The following is a 22,499-nucleotide window of genomic DNA, read 5'->3' as shown; positions in this document are numbered from 1 at the left end:
CTCAGGCTACGCCCGGAGCTGTTCAGGAAGGTATGGCGGTGGCCAGCGCCGTACGCACGGTCGGATGTTGGAAGGTGAAGCCGTGCTTCTCCAGCACCGTCGGGCAGACGCGCTGACTGGCCAGCACTCCTTCGTCGGCGAACTCGCCGAGCGCCGCACGCAGCACGAAACCAGGCACGATCCAGGGCGCCGGGCGCCCGATCGCCTCACTGAGTGCACTGGTGAACTCGGAGTTGGTCACCGGTGCCGGTCCCGAGAGGTTCAACGGGCCGGACACGTCCGGTTCGTGCAGCGCGAAGCAGATGGCGCTGATCTCGTCGTCCAGCGAAATCCACGGCATGTACTGGCGCCCGTCACCGAGGCGCCCTCCGAGCATCATCGCGAACAAGGGTTTGAGCTGGCCAAGTAGCCCGCCCGACGGGGACAGCACCAAGCCGGTGCGCAGTAGTACGGCACGCACACCTGCCTCGGACGCCGGACGGGTGGCGTCCTCCCAATCGCGGCACAGGTCGGCGAGGAATCCCGAACCAGGCGGTGTCGATTCGATGAGCGCGGTCTCGCCGCGATCGCCGTAGTACCCCGTGGCCGACGCATTGATCAACGTGCCCACGCCGTGTTCCGCGGCGGCCCGGGCGAGCAGCGCGGTGGGCTCGATGCGTGAGCGCCGCAGGACGGCCTTGCGTTCGGGATTCCACCGCTTGTCCCCGACGCCCGCCCCGCAGAGGTTGATCACCGCATCGGCGCCGCGCAGGGCGTCCTCGTCGATGTGTCCTTCGACGGGCGACCAACCGCGTTCGTCAGGAGCCTGCGGGGTACGACGCACGAGCCGAAGTACCTCGTGGTCGGCCTGCCGCAGAGCGGGAATCAGGCTGGTGCCGATCAAACCGGTCGAACCGGCCACTACGACGCGCATACCCCGATACTCCCGCAACGATCTTTCTCGCGCGACAGAGTCCCCCCGATCAAGGCCGCACCGAGCGAAAACGGACCGCCCACCCGCAGGTGGACGGTCCGTTCTCGCTCGTTGACCGCTCGTCAGATCCCGAGGTCGGCTTCGAACGCCCCTTCTTCCAACCGCTGCTTGAGCGTGTTGAGGAAGCGGGCCGCGTCGGCGCCGTCGACCAGCCGGTGATCGTAGGACAGTGCGAGGAAGGCCATCGAGCGGATGGCGATCGTGTCCCCGTCGGTCTCGTCGGACACGACGACCGGACGCTTGACCACGCTGCCGGTGCCCAGCATGCCCACCTGCGGCGGGTTCAGGATGGGCGTGTCGAACAGCGCCCCCCGACTGCCGGTGTTGGTCAGGGTGAAAGTGCCACCGCTGAGCTCGTCCGGCTTGATCTTGTTGTTGCGGGTGCGCTCGGCCAGGTCCGCGATCTTGCGGGCGAGTCCGCCGAGGTTGAGGTCACCGGCGTCGTGGATGACCGGGGAGACCAGTCCGCGAGGGGTGTCCACCGCGATGCTGAGGTGCTCGGCACCGTGGTAGGTGATCTCCTTGGACTCCTCGTTGATCGAGGCGTTCAGCTTCGGGTGCAGCTTCAGCGCCTCGGCGGCGGCCTTGGCGAAGAACGGCAGGAACGACAGCTTGACGCCCTCCGCTGCCTCGAAGTTCTGCTTCGCGCGGTCCCGCAGCTTGGCGATCTTGGAGACGTCGACCTCGATCACGGTGGTCAACTGGGCCGCGGTCTGCAGGGATTCGACCATCCGCCGGGCCAGCAGCTGGCGGAGCCGCGACATCGGCTGTGTCGTGCCACGCAGTGCCTGGTCCTCCTCGGAGGCCGCGTGCGTGGGAGCCGAGCTCGGCTTCGCGGGTGCGGGAGCCGACGACTGGGCAGCCGACGACTGGGCAGCAGGAGCCTGCTGCTTGTTGTCGATCGCGGCCTGCACATCCTGCTTCCGGATGCGGCCACCGACACCGCTGCCGGTGATCGAGGAGAGGTCCACGCCGTGCTGGTTGGCGAGCTTGCGCACCAGCGGCGTCACGTACGGCGTGCTGCCCGAGGGCGCTTCCGCCGCTGCGGTCTGACCGCTCTGCTGGGCCTGCTGGGCAGACTGGGCGGGCTGGGCAGACTGGGCCGGCTGGGCAGGGGCGGCCGCTTGCGCGGGCTGTTCCTGCTGTGGCGGCTGGGCAGGCTTTTCGGGTTCGGGCGCTGCCTGCTGTGCCGGCTGGGCCTGCTGGGCCTGCTGTGTCGGCTGGGCCGGAGCAGCACCCTTCTCGCCGACCACGGCCAGCTTCGCGCCGACCTCGACGGTGTCGTCCTCCTCGGCGCTGATCGCCAGCACCGTGCCGGCAACCGGTGAGGGGATCTCGGTGTCGACCTTGTCGGTCGAGACCTCCAGCAGGGGTTCGTCGACCTCGACGGTGTCGCCGACCTGCTTGAGCCACCGGGTGATCGTGCCCTCGCTGACGCTCTCTCCCAGCGCGGGCATCTCGACGTCGTTGCCCTCCGCGGATCCGGTGGAGGCCTGTGGTGCGGCGGGCTGTTCCTGCTGTGCCGGCTGTTCCTGCTGTGTCGGCTGGGCGGCGGGCTCCGGCTCGGCGGCCTGCTCGGCAGGCGCGGACTGACCGGAATCGCCCGAACCCTCCGAGCTGTCACCGATCAGGGCGAGCTCGCCGCCGATCTCCACGGTGTCGTCTTCCTGCGCGACGATGCTCTGCAGTACTCCGGCGGCCGGTGAGGGGATCTCGGTGTCGACCTTGTCGGTCGAGACCTCCAGCAGGGGTTCGTCGACCTCGACGGTGTCGCCGACCTGCTTGAGCCACCGGGTGATCGTGCCCTCGCTGACGCTCTCGCCGAGTGCCGGCATCTGGACGGAGAAGGCCATCTGTTGCTGACTCCTCGTTGTGTGGCGGGGTGTGTGCTCAGGTACCGGTTCAGCCGTGCACGTGCAGTGGCTTGCCGGCCAGGGCCAGATGGGCCTCGCCGAGAGCTTCGGTCTGAGTGGGGTGTGCGTGCACCAGCGGGGCCACGTCTTCGGGCAGGGCTTCCCAGTTGTAGATCAGCTGGGCTTCGCCGATCAGCTCGCCGACCCGGTCACCGACCAGGTGCAGGCCGACCACGGGGCCGTCCTTGGCGCGGACGAGCTTCACGGCGCCTGCGGTCTTGAGGATCTGGCTCTTGCCGTTGCCCGACAGGTCGTAGGTGAAGGTTTCGACCGAGCCGTGCTGTTCCTTGGCGGCGGCTTCGGTGAGGCCGACCGAGGCGACCTCGGGGTGCGAGTAGGTGACGCTGGGAATGCCGGCTTCGTCGATGGCCTGCGGGTTCAGTCCCGCGATCTCCTCGGCGATGAACACGCCCTGCTGGAAGCCCCGGTGCGCCAGCTGGAGGCCGGGCACGATGTCGCCGACCGCGTAGACGCCGGGAAGGCTGGTACGCAGCCGCTCGTCGGTGGTGACGAACCCGCGCTCCATGTTGACGCCGGCTTCCTCGTAGCCGTGGCCCGCCGTGTTCGGCCCGCGGCCGACCGCGACCAGCAGCAGGTCGGCGTCGAGTTGGTCACCGTTCTCCAGGCTCACGTTGACGCCCGAATCGGTCTGCTCGGCCCCGGTGAACTTGACGCCGGTCTTGAACTTGATGCCACGCTTGCGGAACGCCCGCTCCAGCTGCTTGGAAGCGAACTCGTCCTCGTTCGGCACCAGGTGGGGCAGCGCCTCGACCACGGTCACCTCGGCGCCGAAGGAACGCCAGACGCTGGCGAACTCCACGCCGATGACGCCGCCGCCCAGCACGACGACCTTGTCCGGAACGAAGTCGAGGTTCAGGGCTTCTTCGCTGGCGATGACCCGGCCGCCGAGTTCCAGGCCGGGAAGCGACTTGGAGTAGGAACCGGTCGCCAGGACGACGTTCTTGCCCGTATAGCGGGTTCCGTCGACCTCGACAGTGTTGGCGTCGACGAGCGAGCCCGCACCCTCGACCATGGTCACCTTGTGGGCCTTGGCCAGTCCTTGCAGTCCCTTGTGGAGCTTGCCGACGATGCCGTCCTTGTAGGAGTTCACCCCGGCGATGTCGATACCCTCGAGGGAGGTCTTGACGCCGAACTGGTCACCGTCGCGCGCGGAGTCCGCGACCTCGGCGGCGTGCAGCAGGGCCTTGGTGGGAATGCACCCTCGGTGCAAGCAGGTCCCACCGAGCTTGTCCTTTTCGATAAGGACGACGGACAGGCCGAGCTCGGCCGCGCGGAAAGCGCAGGCATAGCCGCCCGAACCGCCGCCGAGAATGACCAGATCGGCGGACGTGTCGGTCACTTCGCACTCCTCGACAGGCATTTGTTTGTATCGCTGTTGGGTGCCACGACCAGTGGTCAGGACACGTTGGCCATCTTGTCACCACTTGATGCGTGGACGCGATGTGGGCCGCGTCTACCTCCCCGCGAAACGACGGAGATCACACCGGATGGCCTTCCGTGCGCGAAGGGCGATAAGACCGAATTTTCACATGACGCGTTCGAGTGGTGGCATCATCGACCGGAGGGGACGGAGGTGAAGGCCCGTGGGTCTGTTCGACCGGCTGCGCAGGCGTCGTCGCTCGTCGGGGCTGCGCAAGCCCAGCTCGCAAGACCTGGAACATCTGCGCACGTGGGCTGCGCAGCGACGGGGCGTGGAGGCCTTCGTGGAGCCGCGCACGGCGGTCACCGAGACCACGGTGGTGCTCGTGGCCCACGACGGCGAGTGGACCAGGCGGCGCATCGACGGGCCGCAGGCGGCCCACCGGTTCGCCCGTGGACTCGAAATGCCCTGCTACGAGGTCGCCAAGGTGGGGTATCCGCAGCGCATGCGCGATTACCAGGCCAGGCAGCGCGTACTGCGAAAGCGAAAGTACCGCGAGGACCTCGAACGCTGAGGACGGTCGCCGAGGGACGGTCGCCGAGGGACGGTCGCGGTTGTGGCCGGACGGCGGGAACGAGACGCGTCGCTCTGCCGCCGTTCGACGACTCGATTCGATTCAGTTCGCCACCCGGATGGTGGGCGCGTTGAGTACCGGGAAGTTCACCGAACCGGACACGTAGCAGAGTTGGTGCGCCCGCTCGTGCAGTGCCTCGGCGACATCGACGCTCGCGTGGTCGGCCACCGTCACCTCGGGGCGTAGCACCACCTCCACGAACTGGCCCGAGCCGTCCGGGTTCTCCGCGAGGGTGCCCGTGGGGCGGTCGTGGTAGCCGATCACCACCAGGCCGCAGTCGGCCGCCAAGTGCAGGTACCAGAGCATGTGGCACTGGGACAGCGACGCGATGAGCAGCTCTTCGGGGTTGTAGCGGTCGGCCTCGCCGCGGAAGATCGGATCGGCGGAGGCGTCGATGGTGTCCTTGCCGGTCGCGCGGACCTCGTGGGTGCGCTCGTAGCTGCGATAGCTGGTCGTGCCCTGTCCCGTGTTACCTGTCCACACCACGTCCACCTGGTACCCGTGGCGCGCCGCGTCCGGAGAGATCGACTCGGGCGGACCCTGCTGATTCGGATCGGTCACCCCGGCATGGTGGCATCCCGTCCCGGCGCCGTGGTGATCCTTTCGAGTTACGGATCACACACGGCACCGCGACGGAGCAACTGCCGGGTCTCAGCCCCGTTCGGCGATGTCGGCCAACACCGCGGCGATGGTGCGGACCGGTACGCCGGTACCTCCCTTGGACGTGTATCCCCACGGGGAGTTCGAGTTGTAGGCGGGCCCAGCGATGTCGATGTGCGTCCACGGGACGTCCGCGCCGACGAACTCCTTCAGGAACAGCGCCGCGGAGAGCATGCCGCCCCAGCGGTGTCCGGTGATGTTGGCCAGGTCCGCGAGCTTGGAGTCCAGATCGCCGCGCAGCTCCTCGGGCATCGGCATCGGCCACGCGCCCTCACCGACGGCTTGCGACAGGTCGGCGACCCGGTCGCGGAACTCGTCGCTGCCCATCACTGCGGGAGTGCGCTTGCCCAGCGCCACGACCTGCGCACCGGTCAGCGTCGCGGTATCCACGAGGTAGTCGGGCTCGTCCTCGCAAGCCCGGGTGATCGCGTCGGCGAGGATCAGCCGGCCTTCTGCGTCGGTGTTGAGCACCTCGACCGTCTTGCCGCTGTACATGGTCAGCACGTCGCCGGGGCGATAGGCCGAACCCGACGGCATGTTCTCGGCCATCGGCACGGTCGCGATGATCTCCAGCGGGTAGTTGAGCTTGCTCGCGAGCACCATCGTGGCCACGATCGCGGCCGCCCCGGACATGTCCGAGGTCATCTCTTCCATGTTCGCGCCGGGCTTGATCGAGATGCCGCCGGTGTCGAAGGTGATGCCCTTGCCCACGAGAGCGACCTTCTTGGAGTTCTTCGGCCCCTTGTGCCGCAGCCGCACCAGGCGCGGTGGCCGGGACGAGCCCGCCCCGACGCCGAGGATGCCGCCGAAGCCCTGCTTGCGCAGCGCGCCTTCGTCGAGCACCTCGACTTCCAGCCCGGCCGAGCGGCCCAGCTCGCTCGCGCGCTCGGCGAAGGAAGCGGGGAAGAGATCGTTCGGCGGAGTGTTGATCAGATCGCGGGCGGTGTTGACCGCCTCACCGATGGCGGTGGCGCCCTTCAAGGTGGCCTTGTTGGCGTCCTGTTTGGCGGCCCCTTCGGTGACGACGAGGTCGATCTTGGCCACCGGCGAGTCGCCGGGTTTGGACTTGTACTGCTGGAAGGCGTAGGACCCCATGATGCTGCCCTGCACGACTGCCGAGATGTCCAGCACGGACAGCGTCGTGGCAGCGTGCGAGACCCCGGTGAGGGCTCGTGCCGCGGCACCGGAGGCCCGACGGATCGCCTCGGTGTTGAGCCCGCCGTCGGCGTTGGGCTTGCCGAGGCCGACCGCGAGCACGACATCGGCGCGGATGTCGCCGCCCGTGGGCATCTTGACGATCTCGTCGGCTTTGCCCGTCGCGCCCAGCGACTCCAGCACCTTGAGGAGATCACCGCTGAAGGCGGCGGCAAGACCTTCCGCTCCGGTGGCGAGTTCGGGACCGTCCGAACCCTGCACGGTGCCGACGACGAGTGTGTCGACGGTCAGCTTGGCTGCCGAGGTGTCGGTGAGGGCCAGTTTCGGTGTTGTCACGTGCCTATCCTCCGGGGCCGTACTGGTTGTCCGTCGATGAGACCGCGCAGCTGGTGCGCGTTTCGTCTTCGCACTGTAGAACGCACGGCCCGCGAAGAGGCGCTCAGGCGTCACTCGCCGCCTGTCGCCGTCGTCTTCGGGCGGGATTGTTCGAACCCGGCGGCATCGGGCGGATGTGGCTCTAGAATGATGTCCGGTCGCCTGCGGCCGGGCACGAACAGACCGACAGGTGGCCGCCGGCGAAGCAAACATTCCAAGGGTGGTCGTGTGACGGAGCACGTCAAGGAGCAGGTCGGCTCGCGAGCGGAGCGCTCCCGGCTACGGTCCGGTTCCGTGGCGGCCCCGATCGCGCTCAGCGGAATGCTCGGTGCCGGGCTGTTCATGGGGCCGGCACCGGCCTCCTCGGCGGCGGGCTGGCTGTTGCTGGCGGGGCTCCCGATCGCGGCGATCACGGCCGTGTGCTCGGCGCTGGTGCTCGCGCACCAGTCCGCGGTGTACCGGGGTACCGGACCCGCGTATGCCTGCATCCGTGCCCGGATGGGAGTCGTGCCCGCCCGAATGGGCGCGAGCGCCGAAATCGTGGGCAGGGTCGCCGCGATGGCGGCCGTCGCCGAGACGGCGGCCACCTACCTGCTGCCGCGTTCCACCCAGGGCGTGGCCGCCGCGGCGATCCTACTGGTCGTGCTGGCGGCGACCGCCGGAATGCGGAACGTCGGCGCGGGCAGCTGGGGATGGGCCGTGTTCTCGTTGGGGACGGCGCTTGCGGTGGTGGTGGTGTGCTTCGCGATCGAACCGGCCACCGCGCCCGACCACGCGCACCCGCACGGTGACAACGCGGTCGGGATCACCGGCGCCGCCGGGGTGCTCTGCTTCACGTTCCTCGGTCTCGACCGTCTGATCGCGCCCGGCCGCGAGCGCGATCGCTTCGACTGGCGCTCAATGCGCCGCAGCGTGATCACCTCGGTGCTGGTCACGACTTTGATGTTGGCCTTGGTCGGCGGGGCGCTGCTGTATCAGCTCGGCCCCCATCGGCTCGCGCTCTCGCCGGCTCCGGTGTTCGACGTGCTCGGCGCGGCAGCGGCCGGTGACCTTCGGGGGCCGATCGGGGCAGCGATCGCGGTGACGATGATTCCGGTCCTGCTCGGTGTCCTGGAATCGGTCCGGTCCACCGGGTTGGCGCTCGTGTTCGACAGGGAGCTGCCCGCGGTGCTCGGTCGAACCGGGCCGAACGGGACGCCGTACCTGCTGGACGTGCTGACGGGTGTGATGGCAGTGGTCGTGGTGCTGGTGACCGGGCCGGTGGAGGCACTGACCGTGGCGGTGTGCTGCCTGCTCGTGCACCAGGCGTTCGCGAGCGCGGCGGGCAGGGTATTGCTGGCGGACGGCCGCAAATGGGCGATGCGGGCGGCGTGCCTCGGAATGGGACTGTCCGTGGTGCTGGCCATGAGCATGCCCATCGCTGCGATGCTCACGACCGCAGCGGCGTTACTGCTGGGTCCGTTGTGCGCAGGCGCTTACTCTCGACGGTGGAGTTGATGCGAATGCATGACGCGAGTGCCGTTGTCCAGGAGCGATCGTGGTGGTTGCCGGGCGCGGAGGTGTTGTACCGCTTTTGGCGGCTCGACGGTTCGCTCGGTTCCGTGCACCCGGCGCGCGTCGCCGCAGACGACGAGGACCAGTTGCTGTGCTGGGTGCTGCCGGGTACGCCGATCCGGATCACCACCTCCCCGGACGGCCATGATCGGCGTCGGATCCCGTTGGACGAGCGATTCAGCGGCGTTCGGGTTCCCGCGCGCTCCGTGTGGCGCGAGACGTCGACGCTGCGCCTCGTCTACCCCGAGCGCTGGTCGTCGGTGTGGTGGTTCTTCGAACCCGACGGCACGTTTCGCAATTGGTACGTCAACCTCGAGATCCCGTTGGGGCGGGACGATCGGGGCGTGGACCGGGTCGACGGGGTACTCGACGTCGAGGTGTTTCCTGGCGGGCGCTGGGTGTGGAAGGACGAGGACGAGTTGGAGGCCGCGCTCGCCGCCGGCCGGTTCAATGAGGTGCACCTGTCGCGACTGAGGGCCGAGGGCGAGCGCATGATCGAGCTGGCCGAGAGGGGCACGTTCCCGTTCGACGGCACCTACTGCGACGCGCGTCCGGACCCGTCGTGGTCGCTGCCTCAGCTGCCGGTGGGACTGCTCCACTGATTCATCCGGCAGTGTGAACACGGGGTCCGGACAGGCGACCGGCGCCTGCTCGGTCAGAGGGCGAGGAAGAACAGCACGCCCGCGAGCGCGGCCAGGGCCGCGATACCGCCGACGGAGCTTCCACGCAGGTCCTTGGGGAAGAAGGTCTGGTGCTTGTTGTACCACCAGTACGCCCACCAACCGGCACCACCTGCGCCGAGCAGCGCCCCGAAAACGTCCAGCCACGCGTAGCCGAAGAACACCAGCAACCCGCCGCCGAGCGGCATCAAGGCGGCCAGTACCGCGGCAAGCACATCCTGCGAGACCGTGGTCGGTCCCGTCTTGGCGGGCGCGTTCTGGGGTTGGGTCATGGGAACATCATAGAAGCTCCGCCCGGTGGGATCGACAAGAACGCACTCTGCGACCGGAACCGGTCCGGACGCGGCCGAAACCTCGTGCGGAAATCCTGTTCGGACCGCTCGCAGTCCGGTCGGTTCTCAAGAGCACGGGATCTCGGTGCGAAAGAGATTGTTGGACAAGGCCCAGAAACTAGGAGGGCAAAGGAACTGGACTCGGGTTTCCACTGCTCGAAGGCGCGCGATACGGTACGAACATGAGCGAGGAACTGTCCTTTTCCCGGGTCCCCCATCAGCAGTCCGCGAGTGAGCAACAGCGGAGCGAAGTACTGGCGAATCCGGGTTTCGGGCAGCATTTCACCGACCACATGGTGACGATCAAGTGGGACGTCGACCGCGGTTGGCACGATGCGCGCGTGGAGCCCTACCGCTCCCTCGAGTTCGATCCGGCTTCGACGGTGCTGCACTACGGCCAAGCCATCTTCGAGGGCCTGAAGGCCTACCACCAGCCCGACGGTTCGATCGCCGCGTTCCGCCCGGACGAGAACGCCCGGCGCTTCCAGCGTTCGGCCAAGCGGATCGCCATGCCGGAACTACCGGAAGCGGACTTCGTGCGGTCGTTGCGGGAGATCGTCGAGGCCGACAAGCGGTGGGTGCCCGCGACGGGGGAGAGCTCGCTCTACCTCCGACCGTTCATGATTTCCACCGAGACGAGCCTGGGCGTCAACCGCCCGGCCAACTCGTACCTGTACTCGGTGATCGCCTCACCCGCCGGCTCGTACTTCGCGGGCGGGGTCAAGCCGGTGACCGTGTGGCTGGGCCACGAGTACGTGCGCGCCGCACCGGGCGGCACCGGTGCCGCGAAGTTCGCGGGAAACTACGCCGCGTCGTTCGCGGCACAGGCGCAGGCGGTGGAGCAGGGCTGCGACCAGGTCGTCTGGCTCGACGCGGTCGAACGGCGGGTCGTCGAGGAAATGGGTGGCATGAACCTGTTCTTCGTCTTCGGGTCCGGTGAGAACGCCCGCCTGGTGACTCCCGAGCTGAGCGGGAGCCTGCTGCCTGGCATCACCCGGTCGTCGCTGCTGCAGCTGGGCGCGGATCTCGGAATGCACGTCGAGGAGCGCCGGATCACCACCGACGAGTGGGAGAAGAAGGCCAACTCGGGCGAACTCACCGAGGTCTTCGCGTGCGGCACTGCCGCGGTGATCACCCCGGTCGGCCACGTCAAGCACCACGAGGGCGAGTTCACCGTCGCCGACGGGAAGCCGGGCGAGGTGACCATGCGACTGCGCGAACAGCTGACCGGCATCCAGTATGGAACCGCTGCGGACCCGCACGGTTGGATGACCGCACTGGCGTGACTCCGGAAGGCGCAGCGCACCGCCGATGCCGAGTCTGGCGGTGCGCTGCGCACCGGTCGTCGGAAACGGCGCCTGCTGAGCCGGATCCCCCCGGGTGAGCGCGGTCGCCGGGAACCGAGTGCCGTGCGCGAGCGGGGCGGCCGTCGTTCCACTCGGAAAGGGTGCGTCCCGTGATGAACGGTGGACGTTCCGCCGGGTGCCCGGACCGTGCTCAGCTCGTCGCGCACACGGCGAGGACGATCGTCGTGGTGAGTTCGGACCCCGCCCCGAGCACGTCCCCGGTGATCCCGCCGAACCGGCGCCGAACATGCCGGGTGATCATCCACAGCACGAGACCCGCCAGCGCGACCGACAACGGTCCCAGCCACCACGAATCGTGCAGCGCGAACGCGCCGAGCGCCAGCAGGCCCGCCCACCACAGCGCGACCACCGGCATCCGCTGCGAGCCCGCCACCAGCACGCCCATCCCCTCGGGGCGCGCGGCCGGCATCGACGGGCGGCAGCACAGCACGAACGCGGCCCGTCCGGCGGCGCACGCCAGTACCACCGCGACCCACTGATCGTTCGAGGCCAGCGCGGCCAGTGCCGTGGTCTGCGCACCGACCACCACGATCAGCGCGGCGACGGCGAACGGTCCGGTGCTTCCGTCGCGCATCACCCCCAGCGCCCGCTCGGGGGGGCCATAGCAGCCGAGTCCGTCGACGGTGTCGGCGAGCCCGTCGACGTGCATGCCGCGGGTGGCCAGCATCCACCCCGTCACCGTGACCAATCCGGCCAACAGGGGCGGCGCTCCCACCGCGGTCAGACCCCACAGGACTGCTGCGCCGAACAGCCCGATGATCGCTCCGACCAGTGGTGCGAATCCGATCGCGTGCCGACAGGTACGCGCATCGACCCGGTCGACGGGCACCGGCAGGACGCTCAACCAGGACAGCGCGAGGCGAAGCCCCTGCACGTCAGAAGGCCGAATCGGCGGTGTGTCCGGTCGCCTCGTCCGGAGTGGGGCCGCCGATGCCTGCCTCTTCGAACGTCGCCATCTCACCGAGCACCCGGACGGCCGAGGTCACGATCGGCAGCGCGGTCAGCGCCCCGCTGCCCTCACCCAGGCGCAGCTGGAGATCGAGGATCGGTTCGAGGTCGAGGTGATCGAGCACGAGCGAACCGGCCGGTTCGGCCGAGCGGTGCCCGGCCAGCCACCACTTTCGAGCACCGGGGGCGAGTTCTTCGGCCACCAGGGCGGCCGACCCGACGACGACTCCGTCGAGGATCACCGGCGTCTTGCGCACGGCGGCCTGGGCCAAGAACCCGGCCTGGGCGGCGATGTCGGCGCCCGCGGAGGTGCGCAGTAGCGCGACCGGATCATTGAGCACGCCCTTGGCCCTGCGCAAGGCATCACGGATCGCCGCTGTCTTGCGCATCCACGCGTTGTCGTCGATGCCGGTTCCCCTGCCCACGACCGCGACCGGTTCGGTGGCGGTGAGCGCCGCGATCAGAACGGCGGCCGGGGTGGTGTTGCCGATACCCATGTCGCCGCCGATGAGCAGGTCCGCGCCGGCGTCGACCTCCTCGTCGGCGACGGCACGACCGGCATTGATGGCCGCTCGTACCTGTTCGTCGGTGAGGGCGTCCTCGCGGTCGATCGATCCCGAGCCGCGACGGACCTTGCGCGAGCGGACCACAGCGGGAGTGTCGGCCTCCACGGCCATGTCCATCACCCGCACCGTGGCGCCGGCCTCGGCCGCGAGCACGTTGACGGCCGCGCCACCCGAGAGGAAGTTCTGCACCATCTGAGCGGTCACTTCGCTCGGGTAGGCTGAAACGCCGCTGTTCGCGACACCGTGGTCACCGGCGAAGATGACCACGCGGGGCCTGCTGAACGGGCGTGGTGGGCAGACGCCCTGCCTGGCCGCGACCCACACGCTCAGCTCTTCCATCCGCCCCAGCGCACCCGCGGGTTTGGTCAGATGTTCCTGCCGGGCAACCGCTTGACGCTTGGCCTGCGCGTCGGGGTTGGGCACGGCACCGAAGGTCGTCTCGGCGCCCGGCGCGGTGGTGGCCGGAGTCGACTGTTCGGTCGACGAGCCGGGCGTGGACGGATCGGGGGCGGACAAGGGTTTACCTCCGTGTTTGTTCGGGCCGTCACGTTCAGCGCAGGCGGAGCGGTACTCCGGCCACGAGCAGGGTGACGTCCTCGCAGACCTCCGCGAGCCGTGAGTTCAAGGACCCCAGCTGGTCCCGGAAGAGTCTTCCAGACCTGGTCCCGGGCACGATGCCCAGGCCGACCTCGGCGGAGACGAGAACGAGGGGTGCCGCGCAGTCCCGAGCTGCTTCGACCACGGCATCGCAGTGCCCGGCCACCGTGCGCAGGGCGGCCGGGTCACGTTCCCAGGCATCCGCGTCGTCGAGCACACCCGTGAGCCAGGTGGCCAGGTCATCCACCAGCAGCGCGGGATCAGGTGCTTCGGCGGCGCGGAGGGTCCGACAAAGCTGTTCGGGTTCTCCTGCCTCCACGGTCCGCCAGCCGTGCGGGCGGCGGGCCTCGTGGGCGGCGATCCGCTCGGTCCATTCGGCATCGCTCGGGTCGCGCCTCGAAGTGGCCACGTAGGTGACCGGTTCCGTGGCCGACACCAGGCCCTCGGCGTGGGCGGACTTGCCGGAGCGCGCGCCACCGAGCACCAGCGTCCGGCGTGTCAACGGGCGACCTCCATCCGAGCGGGTGATGCGGATGGGGACATTACCTCGGGGCCGCGCGTTCCCGCAGTGATCCAGCGCTCGTCGACGGGGGCTACGTCGGTGAACAATCGCTCAGCTTCACCGACCGTGGACGTCCGGACACGCACGAGGACGAGCGGGCGGGAGCCGTCAAGAACTAGGCTCTCGACCATGGAGTTTCGTCGTCTTGGCCACAGCGGCCTGTCCATCAGCGAAATCGCGTACGGCAACTGGCTCACCCACGGATCGCAGGTCGAGGAAGACCGGGCGAAGGAGTGCGTGCGAGCTGCGCTGGATGCCGGTATCACCACGTTCGACACGGCGGACGTCTACGCCCAGACCCGCGCCGAGTCGGTACTCGGCCGGGCCCTGTCCGATCAGCGGCGGGAGAGCCTGGAGGTCTTCACGAAGGTCTACTTCCCGACCGGTGACGGACCGAACGACCGGGGGCTCGGCCGCAAGCACATCATGGAGTCCTGCGACGCATCCCTTCGTCGGCTGGGGACGGACTACGTCGACCTCTACCAGGCGCACCGCTTCGACCCCACGGTGCCGCTGGAAGAGACGATGGGGGCCTTCGCCGACCTCGTTCGGCAGGGCAAGGCGCTTTACATCGGTGTGTCGGAGTGGACAGCGGAACAGATCACCCGCGGCGCCGAGCTGGCCAGGGAACTGTCCGTGCCGCTGATTTCGAACCAGCCGCAGTACTCGATGTTGTGGCGGGTCATCGATTCGCAGGTGGTGCCCGCCTGCGAACGGGAGGGGCTGGGCCAGATCGTGTGGTCACCGATCGCGCAGGGGGCGCTCACCGGCAAGTATCTGCCCGGCCAGCAGCCCCCGGCAGGCTCGCGCGCGACGGACGAGGCCGGCGGTTCCACGATGATCTCCCGCTGGATTCGCGACGACGTGCTCGAGCGCGTGCAGCAGCTCAAACCGATCGCGTCCGACCTCGGCCTGTCGATGGCCCAACTCGCCGTGGCATGGGTGCTGCAGAACCAGAACGTTTCGGCGGCCATCATCGGGGCTTCTCGCCCCGAGCAGGTGGTCGACAACGTGGGTGCCTCGGGCGTGAAGCTCGATCAGGACGTGCTCGACTCGATCGACGAGGTGCTCGGCGACACCGTCACCTCGGACCCGCGCCACACCAGCTCGCACTGAGAGCCCGGCTGGGCGCTGAACAGGCGAAACCGGGCGGGGCGACGGCCGGACCGTCGATCCGCCCGGTGCTCAGCCGACCTTGGCGATGTCCTTGGGCGTGTAGCGGGGGCGCGGTACGCGGAGCTTGCGGATCTGCATGGCGCGGGTGAAGGCGTACCAGCCGAGGCTCAACGGCCGGTCCTTCGCTTCCGGGAACTTCGCCCGCACCTTCTTGTTGACCATGCGGCCGAGTAACGTGCCTTCCACGGCCATCGTGAGCAGCAGGATCATGCAGGCGAGCGTCGCGTACTGCTGCACGACGATGTTCTGTACGAGCGTGGTGGCGAACACCACCAGCACCAGCGGCATGAACATGCCCATCAGATGCCTGCGGGTGTCGACGATGTCGCGTACGTGGGCGCGGACGGGTCCCCGATCCCGCGGCATGAGGTAGCGGTCGTCGCCCGCCATCATCCGCTGCCTGCGCTCGGCGCTGGCCTTGCGGCGTTCGGCCTTGTTCCCGCGCGACCGTTTGATCGCTTCCCGCTGGTTCTTGGGCGGCGGTGCGATCGGTCCTCGACGCTTGCTCTCGGCCTCGCGCCGCTTCGGCGTGGGGCGCCCCTTGCCGGGAGTGCGTTCCCGGGTGTGGTTCTCAGTCGCGCTCTCGGACCGTGCGCCCCGGTCGTCGGACTCGCTGGTGGCGGTCTGCTCAGTGTTGCTGCGGCGAAGGAACCTCACACCTCCAGGGTATTCGACGCTGTTTCGGCCGCCGCACAGACCGGCATAATGGACGTCGCAACCGCAGCGGGAAGGCGTCATACCAGTTCAACGGCGAACTGTGACACCATGGATCGCGAGGGAAGACGTTCGGAGTTTGCCCTCGGGCCCGCCCGCGGGAATAGGTCGGGTAGGTGTGTTGTTCCGACGTCACGCCGAATGCCGATGAGCCAGACCTCTAGGGAGAGTCAATGACCGCCCAGGACACCACGATCGAGACCGAGGCGCCTGCCCACGGTGTCACGTTGACCGAGTCGGCGGCCACGAAGGCCAAGGGACTGTTGGATCAAGAGGGTCGCGATGACATGCACCTCCGCATCGCCGTCCAGCCGGGTGGCTGCGCGGGCCTTCGCTACCAGCTCTTCTTCGACGAGCGCAGCCTCGACGGCGATGCCCGCCGGGACTTCGAGGGACTCGGTGTCGTTGTCGACCGGATGAGCGCCCCTTACGTGGAAGGCGCCGTGATCGACTTCGTCGACACCATCGAGAAGCAGGGTTTCACGATCGACAACCCGAACGCGGGCGGCTCGTGCGCCTGCGGCGATTCCTTCCACTGACGCGCAGTCGTGGTATCAGGCCGGGTCCGCTGACGGGCCCGGCCTGGTCGTGCGTCATCGGACGTTGAGCACGCCTCCGCGCCGGTTCCGCCGTGCACAACGTCCGGGACTTCCGGTCGCGAGCACAAGCCTCCCCGTCGAAAGCCTGGCACCCCCTTCGTAAGCAGTTCGGGGGGTGATGGAAGCTCGCGTGATCCCGAGCTGCCTCCGAGCGACCGGGGACGAGGCCGCAAGTGGCTCCGGAACGCACGGGCCCGACCCGTGTGCGAGCCAGAACGAGCCCTCCGGACCAAGACCGGCTCTATCAGAGCCAGCTCTTCGAGTCAGAACAGGCGCCGGGTCAGCCCCGCCCCCGGGATACCGTCGGTCTGAGCTGGCCGGGTCAGTCTTGGTCCGAGCCGTCGCCTTCCGCGACCACCCGAACGACTTCGTCCTCGAACTCGACCCGGTCCCCGATGTTCAGCTGCCGACCGCGGCGGGTCTCGACCACATCGTTGACCAAGACCCCGCCCTCTTCGAGCATGGCTTTCGCTTCCGCGCCGTGCTCGGCGATGCCGGCCAGCTTCAACAGCTGTCCGAGGCGGATGGTCTCGTCCCGGATCTCCACGTCCTGCATCCGTCCATTGTCGTCCCCCTTGCCCGTGCCGGGTGAAGGTGGTCGCCGATGGTCCCGCGGGCTGCCCGATTCGGCGGTACCGTCGCGGAAACGGTCGAACGTTCTGCGGGAGGAGCGCGTCGTGCCCGTCGCGGTCACCGGAAGTATCGCAACCGATCACCTAATGCACTTTCCCGGCCGGTTCGCCGAACAGCTGGTGGCCGAGAACCTCGCAAGGATCTCGCTGAGCTTCTTGGTCGACGGTCTCGAGATCCGGCGGGGTGGCGCCGCTGCCAACATCGCATTCGCGATGGGAGTTCTCGGGAAGAACCCGGTGCTGATCGGTTCGGTGGGCGACGACTGGTCCGGGTACCGCTCGTGGCTCGAACGCAGTGGCGTGAACTGCGCCGGTGTGCACGTCTCGGAGGTCGCGCACACGGCGCGATTCGTGTGCACCACCGATGACGAGTTCAACCAGATCGCGTCCTTCTACGCCGGCGCCATGTCCGAGGCGCGCAACATCGAGCTCGCGCCGATCATCCGATCCACGGGTGCCGAGCTCGTGGTGATCAGCCCCAATGATCCGCAGGCCATGCTGCGGCACGCCGAGGAGTGCCGTCAGCGCGGGTACCGCTTCGCGGCCGACCCGTCCCAGCAGCTTGCGAGGCTCACGGGCGAGCAGACCCGTCAGATGGTGCAGGGCGCGGAGTTCCTGTTCACCAACGCCTACGAGTGGGAACTTCTGCTGCACAAGACGGGCTGGACGGAGCGGGACGTGTTGAGCCGGGTCGGGGCCCGGATCACCACGAACGGCGAGAGCGGTGTCGAGATCGCCGGCAAGCAAGCGGAACGAATCCGGGTGCCCGCCGTGCCCACCCGGGCGAAGGTCGACCCCACCGGGGTGGGAGACGGGTTCCGCGCGGGTTTCCTCGTCGCGGTCGACGCCGGGTTGGACTGGGAACGGGCGGCTCAACTGGGGGCGCTGCTGGCGGTCTTCGTGCTGGAGGTGACCGGTACGCAGGAGTGGTCGTTGGATCACGGGCATCCCGAGGAACGGCTCGCGGCCGCGTACGGGCCTCGGGCGGCCGAGGAGATCAGCGCGGTCTTTCCGGGACGCAGCGGGTCGAACGCCTCTGGCCGGTGACCTTCCGCGGCTCCAACGTTGATGGGACCGAGCCGCACTCATTTGGAGGGTTTCCAATGCCGGACAGGTCCGAGTCTTCAGCGATGGCGAAAGCGTTGGGTGCCCGGATGAGCGGAATGGTGCTCGGCCCCGGGGATGCTGATTTCGAGGCTGCGCGGCGAGTTTTCAACAGCGCGATCGAGACCGAGCCCGCGGTGTTGGCGCGATGCGCGAATTCGGCGGAGATCTCGACCGCGTTGAGCTTCGCGCGGGAGAACGGTCTCGATATCGCAGTGCGCAGCGGAGGCCACAGCGTGGCCGGGGCGAGCCTGGTGCAGGACGGGCTCGTGATCGACCTCCGCGCGATGAACGAGGTCTCGGTCGATCCGTCGGCGAGGACGATGACTGTCGGGGGCGGCGCGGTGTGGGCGGATGTGGATCGGGCGACTCAGCCGCACGGCTTGGCCACCACCGGCGGACGGGTGTCGTCCACCGGGGTCGCGGGGCTGACCCTGGGGGGTGGGTCGGGTTGGCTGGAGCGAAAGTTCGGGCTTGCCTGCGACAACCTGCTGTCGGTCGATGTGGTCATCGCCGACGGCACCGAAGTCACCGCGAGCGAGCTGGAGAACCCGGAGTTGTTCTGGGCGTTGCATGGTGGCGGAGGGAACTTCGGGATCGCCAGCCGAATGACCTTCCGGCTGCACGAGCTGCCCGAGTTCTCGATGGCGCTGATGCTCTGGGAGGACGAGCGGGGGCCGGTCGCGCTGCGCGGGTTCCGCGATCTCATCAAAGACGCTCCGGACGAGATCGGTGGTGCGGGGATCTCCCTGACGGCGCCACCGGAGACTTTCGTGCCGGAGAGGTTGGTCGGATCGGCGGCCTTCGCTGTTCTGGTGACCTGTGTCGGGCCCGCGCGCGACCTCCGGGAGCGGGTCGCGCCGATGCTGGCTCTGAACCCGGCGGGTTCGATAATAACGGACATTCCGTACGCGGATCTGCAGTGCATGCTCGACGATCCACCGGGTTACCGGAACTACTGGTCCGGTGAGTACCTTCGCGAGCTCTCGGACACGGCGGTCGACACGTTCTGCCTGTGTTCCGAATCCATGATCGTCCCTTCGCCGTCGCAGAACATCATCGTTCCCTGGGATGGAAAAGTGGCCCGGAGCGACGGGAAGTGGCCGATGTCGAACCGGTCGGCGCCATGGGTGGTTCACCCGTTGGGCATGTGGTCGGACCCGGCTGATGACGAGCGGGCGGTGCGCTGGGCGCGCGGTATTCGTGCCAGCATGCGTCCGTTCACCACGGGGTCCGTGTATTTGAACTTCATCGGCGATGAGGGGCAGGACCGGATCGTGGCCGGGTTCGGCGAGGAGAACTACCGCCGGCTCGCCCGGGTCAAAGCGCAGTTCGACCCGGACAACACGTTCAACCGGTGGCACAACGTGCTGCCCGCCAGGCCTGCAGGGGTTGTGGGCTGATCGGCGGAACCCTCGGCCGTAACTGATGGTGCGGTGTGTTGACCTACTCGTCAGCACACCGCACTTTTGTCGTTCTGCAAAGAGTTGCAGATATTATCGCAGCGCACTGGTGATGCGGATGGCGTATTGACTTTACGGGCGCAAGAAATTGTGATCGTGGGCACGTCCGATTGAGGAGGTATGCCATGCGATTACCTGTTCTTGCAATGGCGGCGGTGCTCGCCGGTACGGGTTTGATACCGGCCGCCGCTGCGATGCCCGGGAACGACGCTGCGATGCCCGGGAACGACGGCGCGATGCCCGGGAACGACGCTGCGATGCCCGGGAACGACGCTGCGATGCCCGGGAACGACGGCGCGATGCCCGGGAACGACGCTGCGATGCCCGGGAACGACGGCGCGCCTGCACCCGCAGGCGCGCCGGTCCAAGGGCCGATCATCCAGATGTTCCAGTGGTCGTGGGATTCGGTTGCCCGGGAGTGCACGGAATTCCTGGGCCCCAACCGGTTCGGCGCGGTCCAGGTCTCACCCCCGCAGGAACATGTCCAACTCGCCGACGAAGGTCATCCCTGGTATCAGGACTACCAGCCGGTCAGCTACGGCCTGCAGAGTCGCCGCGGCGACCGGGAGCAGTTCGCGGCAATGGTCTCGAGCTGCAACGACGCGGGCGTGGAGGTCTACGTCGACGCGGTGGTCAACCACATGAGCGGTTCCGGATCCGTTGACAGTGGACCCGGCAGCGGGGGAACCAACTACGAGAAGTACGAGTATCCCGGCTTGTACGCGGATTCCGACTTCAGCGATTGCCGCCGGGACATCACCGACTACAACGACAAGTGGGAGGTCCGGAACTGCGAACTCGTCGGTCTCGCCGACCTCGAGACCGGATCGGACAAGGTTCGCGATGCCGAGATCGCCAATCTCAACGACCTGGTCGGCATGGGGGTCTCCGGATTCCGGGTCGACGGCAGCAAGCACATGCCGCCGGAGGACATCGGCGCGATTTTCGGTGCGCTCGACACCGTGCCGGGAACGGGACAGAAACCTTACGTGTACCAGGAGGTGATCGCCGACCAGACCACGACAGGTGGGGAGTACACCGGCAACGGTGACGTCACCGAGTTCGCCTACCACGGCAACGTGAGCAACGCCTTCAAGGAAGGTTCCCTGGCGCAACTGTCCGGACTCGCCGATCAGATGCCATTGCCCGGTGACCAGGCCGTGGTGTTCGTCGACAATCACGACACCCAGCGCAGCTCTCCCACGTTGACCTACAAAGACGGCACCGCCTACGACTTGGCGGCGGCGTTCATGCTGGCGCACCCGTACGGCACCCCGAGGTTGATGTCCAGCTTCGCCTTCGACGATCCGGACGCCGGTCCGCCCGCGAGCGCGGACGGGGTCACGCAACCGGCCGCCTGCGACGACGAAGTATGGGTGTGCGAGCAGCGACGCACGATCATCGCCGGTATGGCCGGTTTCCACGCGACGGTCGCGGACGCCGGGCTGACCGACTGGTGGGACAACGGAAACGGCCAGGTCGCCTTCGGGCGGGAGGACGCCGGGTACGTGGCCATCAACCGCGAAGGCGGTGAACTCGCCAGGGAGTTCCAGACCTCGCTGGCCGCCGGTACCTATTGCGATGTGATGACCGGCGCTCCCGGTGAAACCGGGTGTAGCGGAAGAACCGTGGAGGTCGGTGCGGACGGCAAGTTCACCGCGACCGTCCCTCCGAATTCGGGGCTGGCCCTGCACACCGGAGCGCAACCCCACTGACCGCTACGAAATCGCTGACCAGTACGAACGGCGCGGGGTCCGCTGTGGCCGCGCGCCGTTCGTACGCGCCGCTACGTGTCCGGCCGGACGCGAGCAGTATCCGAACCCGCGGGTCCCTCGTTGGTAGATCGACTGGGCGGGGGGAACCGGAATGCGTACCGGACACGGTAGAGGCGGGTAGTGATGCGATCTCGTACGACTGGACGATGGAGCAGATTCGGGGCGGTGCTCGCCGCGGTCGCGGTGGCAACGGCACCGGCGGTGCGGGCGGAGGAGGCGATCGCGCAGCCCCATCGCGACATCATGTTCGTCGGCAACAACTGGGACGGCACGGTCGATCTGATAGATGGAACGTCCTTCGAGAAGTATCAGCGGATCGATGTCGTACCGGATCTGGCGGAGCGCAAGGCCGAGATGACGCCCGACGAGCACATCGCTTTCCTGGTGATCCGGGAATCCGCGGGTGAAGGCAACGACCAGCTCGTCGATGACATCGCGGTCTCACCCGACGGACGCACGATGTACGTCTCCCGGCCGAGCCTCGGCGACGTGTCGGCCTTCGACATCGGCACCGGCGAACAGCTCTGGAACACCGAAGTCTCGGGCTACCGCTCGGACCACATGGCCCTTTCGCCGGATGGCTCGCGGCTTGTCGTGTCGGCCACCACCTCCAACGAGGTCAATGCCCTCGATCCGGCGACCGGTGAGATCACCGGCGCGTTCGGTACCGGCGACTTCCCGCACGAGAACCGCTTCTCCGAAGACGGCAAGACCCTCTACAACTCGACCATCGGACGTGTGATCGCACCGGATGCGCCGGCCCTGGACGCGGGCAAGGGAGAGCGTGTGCTGACGATCGCGGATGCCGAGACGATGGAGGTTCGCGACGTCATCGATTTCGGGGTGGGCATCCGTCCGTTCCGAGTGCTGCCCGACGGCCGAACCATGTACGCGCAGCTTTCCTTTCACAACGGTTTCATCGAGTACGACCTGGCCGAGAAGCGCATCACCCGGACCGTGCACCTGCCGTTGAGCGAGGACGCCGAGCAACTGCGGCGCGATGAGTACCCGCTGGATTCCGCTCATCACGGACTGGCGTTGAACGGGGACAACACCAAGATCTGCGACGCGGGGACCATCTCCGACTACGCGGCGATCGTGTCGGTACCCGAACTGACCACCGACGAAATCGTGCCCACCGGTAAGAAGCCCTACTGGGCGGCGACGACACCGGATGGCCGGTATTGCTTCCTGTCCAACAGCGGGACCGACGACATCTCGGTCATCCCGTACGACAACCCGCGAGAAATCGCCCGCATACCGGTCGGCGATCATCCGCAGCGCGTGCGGGGGTATTCGGTGCCTTCGGAGGTGCTGCATTCCTGAGCGGACGTGCGAC

21 protein-coding genes are annotated in these 22,499 nt (G+C 68.0%); 10 read left to right on the top strand and 11 right to left on the bottom strand.

All coding sequences use genetic code 11. The annotated features are described in order from the left end of the window. Window positions 1-22: 22 nt before the first annotated feature. The 3 genes from ACYVAN_RS05575 to lpdA all read right to left on the bottom strand — a co-directional run bounded on the left by ACYVAN_RS05575 (window position 23) and on the right by lpdA (window position 4,246). Window positions 23-913, bottom strand: a complete 891-nt coding sequence (locus ACYVAN_RS05575) for a TIGR01777 family oxidoreductase (RefSeq protein ID WP_460956335.1) — start codon at window positions 911-913, stop codon at window positions 23-25. 122 nt (window positions 914-1,035) lie between these two features. Continuing rightward, the gene (sucB, locus tag ACYVAN_RS05570; protein WP_460956333.1) at window positions 1,036-2,826 is read right to left on the bottom strand and encodes a 2-oxoglutarate dehydrogenase, E2 component, dihydrolipoamide succinyltransferase; all 1,791 of its coding nucleotides are present in this window, start codon (window positions 2,824-2,826) and stop codon (window positions 1,036-1,038) included. Between the two features lie 49 nt (window positions 2,827-2,875). Beyond that, the gene (gene lpdA / locus ACYVAN_RS05565) at window positions 2,876-4,246 is read right to left on the bottom strand and encodes a dihydrolipoyl dehydrogenase (RefSeq protein ID WP_460956332.1); all 1,371 of its coding nucleotides are present in this window, start codon (window positions 4,244-4,246) and stop codon (window positions 2,876-2,878) included. 244 nt (window positions 4,247-4,490) lie between these two features. Between lpdA and ACYVAN_RS05560 the strand changes: the two genes are divergently transcribed. After that, on the top strand, window positions 4,491-4,841 hold the full coding sequence (locus ACYVAN_RS05560) for a hypothetical protein (RefSeq protein ID WP_460956330.1): 351 nt from the start codon (window positions 4,491-4,493) through the stop codon (window positions 4,839-4,841). A gap of 102 nt (window positions 4,842-4,943) precedes the next feature. On the opposite strand, the gene ACYVAN_RS05555 is transcribed toward ACYVAN_RS05560, so the two are convergent. Both ACYVAN_RS05555 and ACYVAN_RS05550 read right to left on the bottom strand, forming a co-directional pair. After that, entirely contained in the window at window positions 4,944-5,462 is a 519-nt protein-coding gene (locus ACYVAN_RS05555; protein WP_460956328.1) for an OsmC family protein, read from the bottom strand. Window positions 5,463-5,552: 90 nt separating this feature from the next. Next, a complete protein-coding gene (locus ACYVAN_RS05550; protein ID WP_460956326.1) occupies window positions 5,553-7,052 on the bottom strand; it encodes a leucyl aminopeptidase in 1,500 nt (499 codons plus the stop codon). Between the two features lie 267 nt (window positions 7,053-7,319). On the opposite strand from ACYVAN_RS05550, the gene ACYVAN_RS05545 reads away from it, so the two are divergent. Together ACYVAN_RS05545 and ACYVAN_RS05540 are read left to right on the top strand one after the other, a co-directional pair. Beyond that, complete coding sequence (locus ACYVAN_RS05545) at window positions 7,320-8,588, top strand: APC family permease (RefSeq protein WP_460956324.1); 1,269 nt, start codon at window positions 7,320-7,322, stop codon at window positions 8,586-8,588. Continuing rightward, a complete protein-coding gene (locus tag ACYVAN_RS05540; RefSeq protein WP_460956322.1) occupies window positions 8,588-9,247 on the top strand; it encodes a DUF402 domain-containing protein in 660 nt (219 codons plus the stop codon). Before ACYVAN_RS05545 ends, ACYVAN_RS05540 begins: the two co-directional genes overlap by 1 nt. A gap of 53 nt (window positions 9,248-9,300) precedes the next feature. Here the strand turns inward: ACYVAN_RS05540 and ACYVAN_RS05535 are convergent, their stop codons facing one another. Beyond that, entirely contained in the window at window positions 9,301-9,597 is a 297-nt protein-coding gene (locus ACYVAN_RS05535; RefSeq protein ID WP_460956320.1) for a hypothetical protein, read from the bottom strand. Window positions 9,598-9,839: 242 nt separating this feature from the next. Here ACYVAN_RS05535 and ACYVAN_RS05530 point away from each other — a divergent pair, with 242 nt between their 5' ends. Then, complete coding sequence (locus tag ACYVAN_RS05530; RefSeq protein ID WP_460956318.1) at window positions 9,840-10,943, top strand: branched-chain amino acid aminotransferase; 1,104 nt, start codon at window positions 9,840-9,842, stop codon at window positions 10,941-10,943. Between the two features lie 211 nt (window positions 10,944-11,154). On the opposite strand, the gene cobS is transcribed toward ACYVAN_RS05530, so the two are convergent. The 3 genes from cobS to cobU are packed head-to-tail and all read right to left on the bottom strand — an operon-like array spanning window position 11,155 to window position 13,637. Next, the gene (gene cobS, locus ACYVAN_RS05525) at window positions 11,155-11,898 is read right to left on the bottom strand and encodes an adenosylcobinamide-GDP ribazoletransferase (protein WP_460956316.1); all 744 of its coding nucleotides are present in this window, start codon (window positions 11,896-11,898) and stop codon (window positions 11,155-11,157) included. Window position 11,899: 1 nt separating this feature from the next. Further along, window positions 11,900-13,054, bottom strand: coding sequence for a nicotinate-nucleotide--dimethylbenzimidazole phosphoribosyltransferase (cobT, locus tag ACYVAN_RS05520; protein ID WP_460956314.1), 1,155 nt, complete (start codon window positions 13,052-13,054; stop codon window positions 11,900-11,902). 34 nt (window positions 13,055-13,088) lie between these two features. Beyond that, on the bottom strand, window positions 13,089-13,637 hold the full coding sequence (gene cobU, locus ACYVAN_RS05515) for a bifunctional adenosylcobinamide kinase/adenosylcobinamide-phosphate guanylyltransferase (RefSeq protein WP_460956312.1): 549 nt from the start codon (window positions 13,635-13,637) through the stop codon (window positions 13,089-13,091). A 189-nt stretch (window positions 13,638-13,826) separates the two neighbouring features. Between cobU and ACYVAN_RS05510 the strand changes: the two genes are divergently transcribed. Further along, entirely contained in the window at window positions 13,827-14,813 is a 987-nt protein-coding gene (locus tag ACYVAN_RS05510; protein ID WP_460956310.1) for an aldo/keto reductase family protein, read from the top strand. Between the two features lie 69 nt (window positions 14,814-14,882). Here ACYVAN_RS05510 and ACYVAN_RS05505 read toward each other — a convergent pair whose 3' ends face one another. Then, window positions 14,883-15,530 carry a DUF3043 domain-containing protein gene (locus tag ACYVAN_RS05505; protein ID WP_460956308.1) on the bottom strand — a complete coding sequence of 216 codons (648 nt, stop codon included), beginning with the start codon at window positions 15,528-15,530 and terminating at the stop codon, window positions 14,883-14,885. A gap of 230 nt (window positions 15,531-15,760) precedes the next feature. On the opposite strand from ACYVAN_RS05505, the gene ACYVAN_RS05500 reads away from it, so the two are divergent. Further along, a complete protein-coding gene (locus ACYVAN_RS05500; RefSeq protein WP_460956306.1) occupies window positions 15,761-16,126 on the top strand; it encodes a HesB/IscA family protein in 366 nt (121 codons plus the stop codon). A gap of 382 nt (window positions 16,127-16,508) precedes the next feature. Here ACYVAN_RS05500 and ACYVAN_RS05495 read toward each other — a convergent pair whose 3' ends face one another. Further along, window positions 16,509-16,742 carry an RNA-binding S4 domain-containing protein gene (locus ACYVAN_RS05495; RefSeq protein WP_460956304.1) on the bottom strand — a complete coding sequence of 78 codons (234 nt, stop codon included), beginning with the start codon at window positions 16,740-16,742 and terminating at the stop codon, window positions 16,509-16,511. A gap of 121 nt (window positions 16,743-16,863) precedes the next feature. On the opposite strand from ACYVAN_RS05495, the gene ACYVAN_RS05490 reads away from it, so the two are divergent. The 4 genes from ACYVAN_RS05490 (at window position 16,864) to ACYVAN_RS05475 (ending at window position 22,486) form a co-directional block, all read left to right on the top strand. Next, complete coding sequence (locus ACYVAN_RS05490; RefSeq protein WP_460956302.1) at window positions 16,864-17,865, top strand: carbohydrate kinase family protein; 1,002 nt, start codon at window positions 16,864-16,866, stop codon at window positions 17,863-17,865. A gap of 83 nt (window positions 17,866-17,948) precedes the next feature. Beyond that, window positions 17,949-19,325 carry an FAD-binding oxidoreductase gene (locus tag ACYVAN_RS05485; RefSeq protein ID WP_460956300.1) on the top strand — a complete coding sequence of 459 codons (1,377 nt, stop codon included), beginning with the start codon at window positions 17,949-17,951 and terminating at the stop codon, window positions 19,323-19,325. A gap of 185 nt (window positions 19,326-19,510) precedes the next feature. Further along, window positions 19,511-21,100: an alpha-amylase gene (locus ACYVAN_RS05480; RefSeq protein ID WP_460956298.1), complete on the top strand. Its 1,590-nt coding sequence runs from the start codon at window positions 19,511-19,513 to the stop codon at window positions 21,098-21,100. 225 nt (window positions 21,101-21,325) lie between these two features. Beyond that, entirely contained in the window at window positions 21,326-22,486 is a 1,161-nt protein-coding gene (locus tag ACYVAN_RS05475) for a YncE family protein (RefSeq protein WP_460956296.1), read from the top strand. The last annotated feature ends 13 nt before the right edge of the window (window positions 22,487-22,499 follow it).

The sequence above is a fragment of the Parasphingorhabdus pacifica genome (assembly GCF_054779195.1).
Note: the sequence above shows the minus strand (reverse complement) of the source record. Positions and strands in the feature narration are given on the sequence as shown.

Bases quoted from the DNA above. Each gene is read 5' to 3' on its own strand.
- ACYVAN_RS05575 (WP_460956335.1), bottom strand. From the start codon at position 913: ATGCGCGTCGTAGTGGCCGGTTCGACCGGTTTGATCGGCACCAGCCTG.
- sucB (WP_460956333.1), bottom strand. From the start codon at position 2,826: ATGGCCTTCTCCGTCCAGATGCCGGCACTCGGCGAGAGCGTCAGCGAG.
- ACYVAN_RS05540 (WP_460956322.1), top strand. From the start codon at position 8,588: ATGCGAATGCATGACGCGAGTGCCGTTGTCCAGGAGCGATCGTGGTGG.
- ACYVAN_RS05535 (WP_460956320.1), bottom strand. From the start codon at position 9,597: ATGACCCAACCCCAGAACGCGCCCGCCAAGACGGGACCGACCACGGTC.
- ACYVAN_RS05530 (WP_460956318.1), top strand. From the start codon at position 9,840: ATGAGCGAGGAACTGTCCTTTTCCCGGGTCCCCCATCAGCAGTCCGCG.
- ACYVAN_RS05510 (WP_460956310.1), top strand. From the start codon at position 13,827: ATGGAGTTTCGTCGTCTTGGCCACAGCGGCCTGTCCATCAGCGAAATC.
- ACYVAN_RS05500 (WP_460956306.1), top strand. From the start codon at position 15,761: ATGACCGCCCAGGACACCACGATCGAGACCGAGGCGCCTGCCCACGGT.
- ACYVAN_RS05495 (WP_460956304.1), bottom strand. From the start codon at position 16,742: ATGCAGGACGTGGAGATCCGGGACGAGACCATCCGCCTCGGACAGCTG.
- ACYVAN_RS05485 (WP_460956300.1), top strand. From the start codon at position 17,949: ATGGCGAAAGCGTTGGGTGCCCGGATGAGCGGAATGGTGCTCGGCCCC.
- ACYVAN_RS05480 (WP_460956298.1), top strand. From the start codon at position 19,511: ATGCGATTACCTGTTCTTGCAATGGCGGCGGTGCTCGCCGGTACGGGT.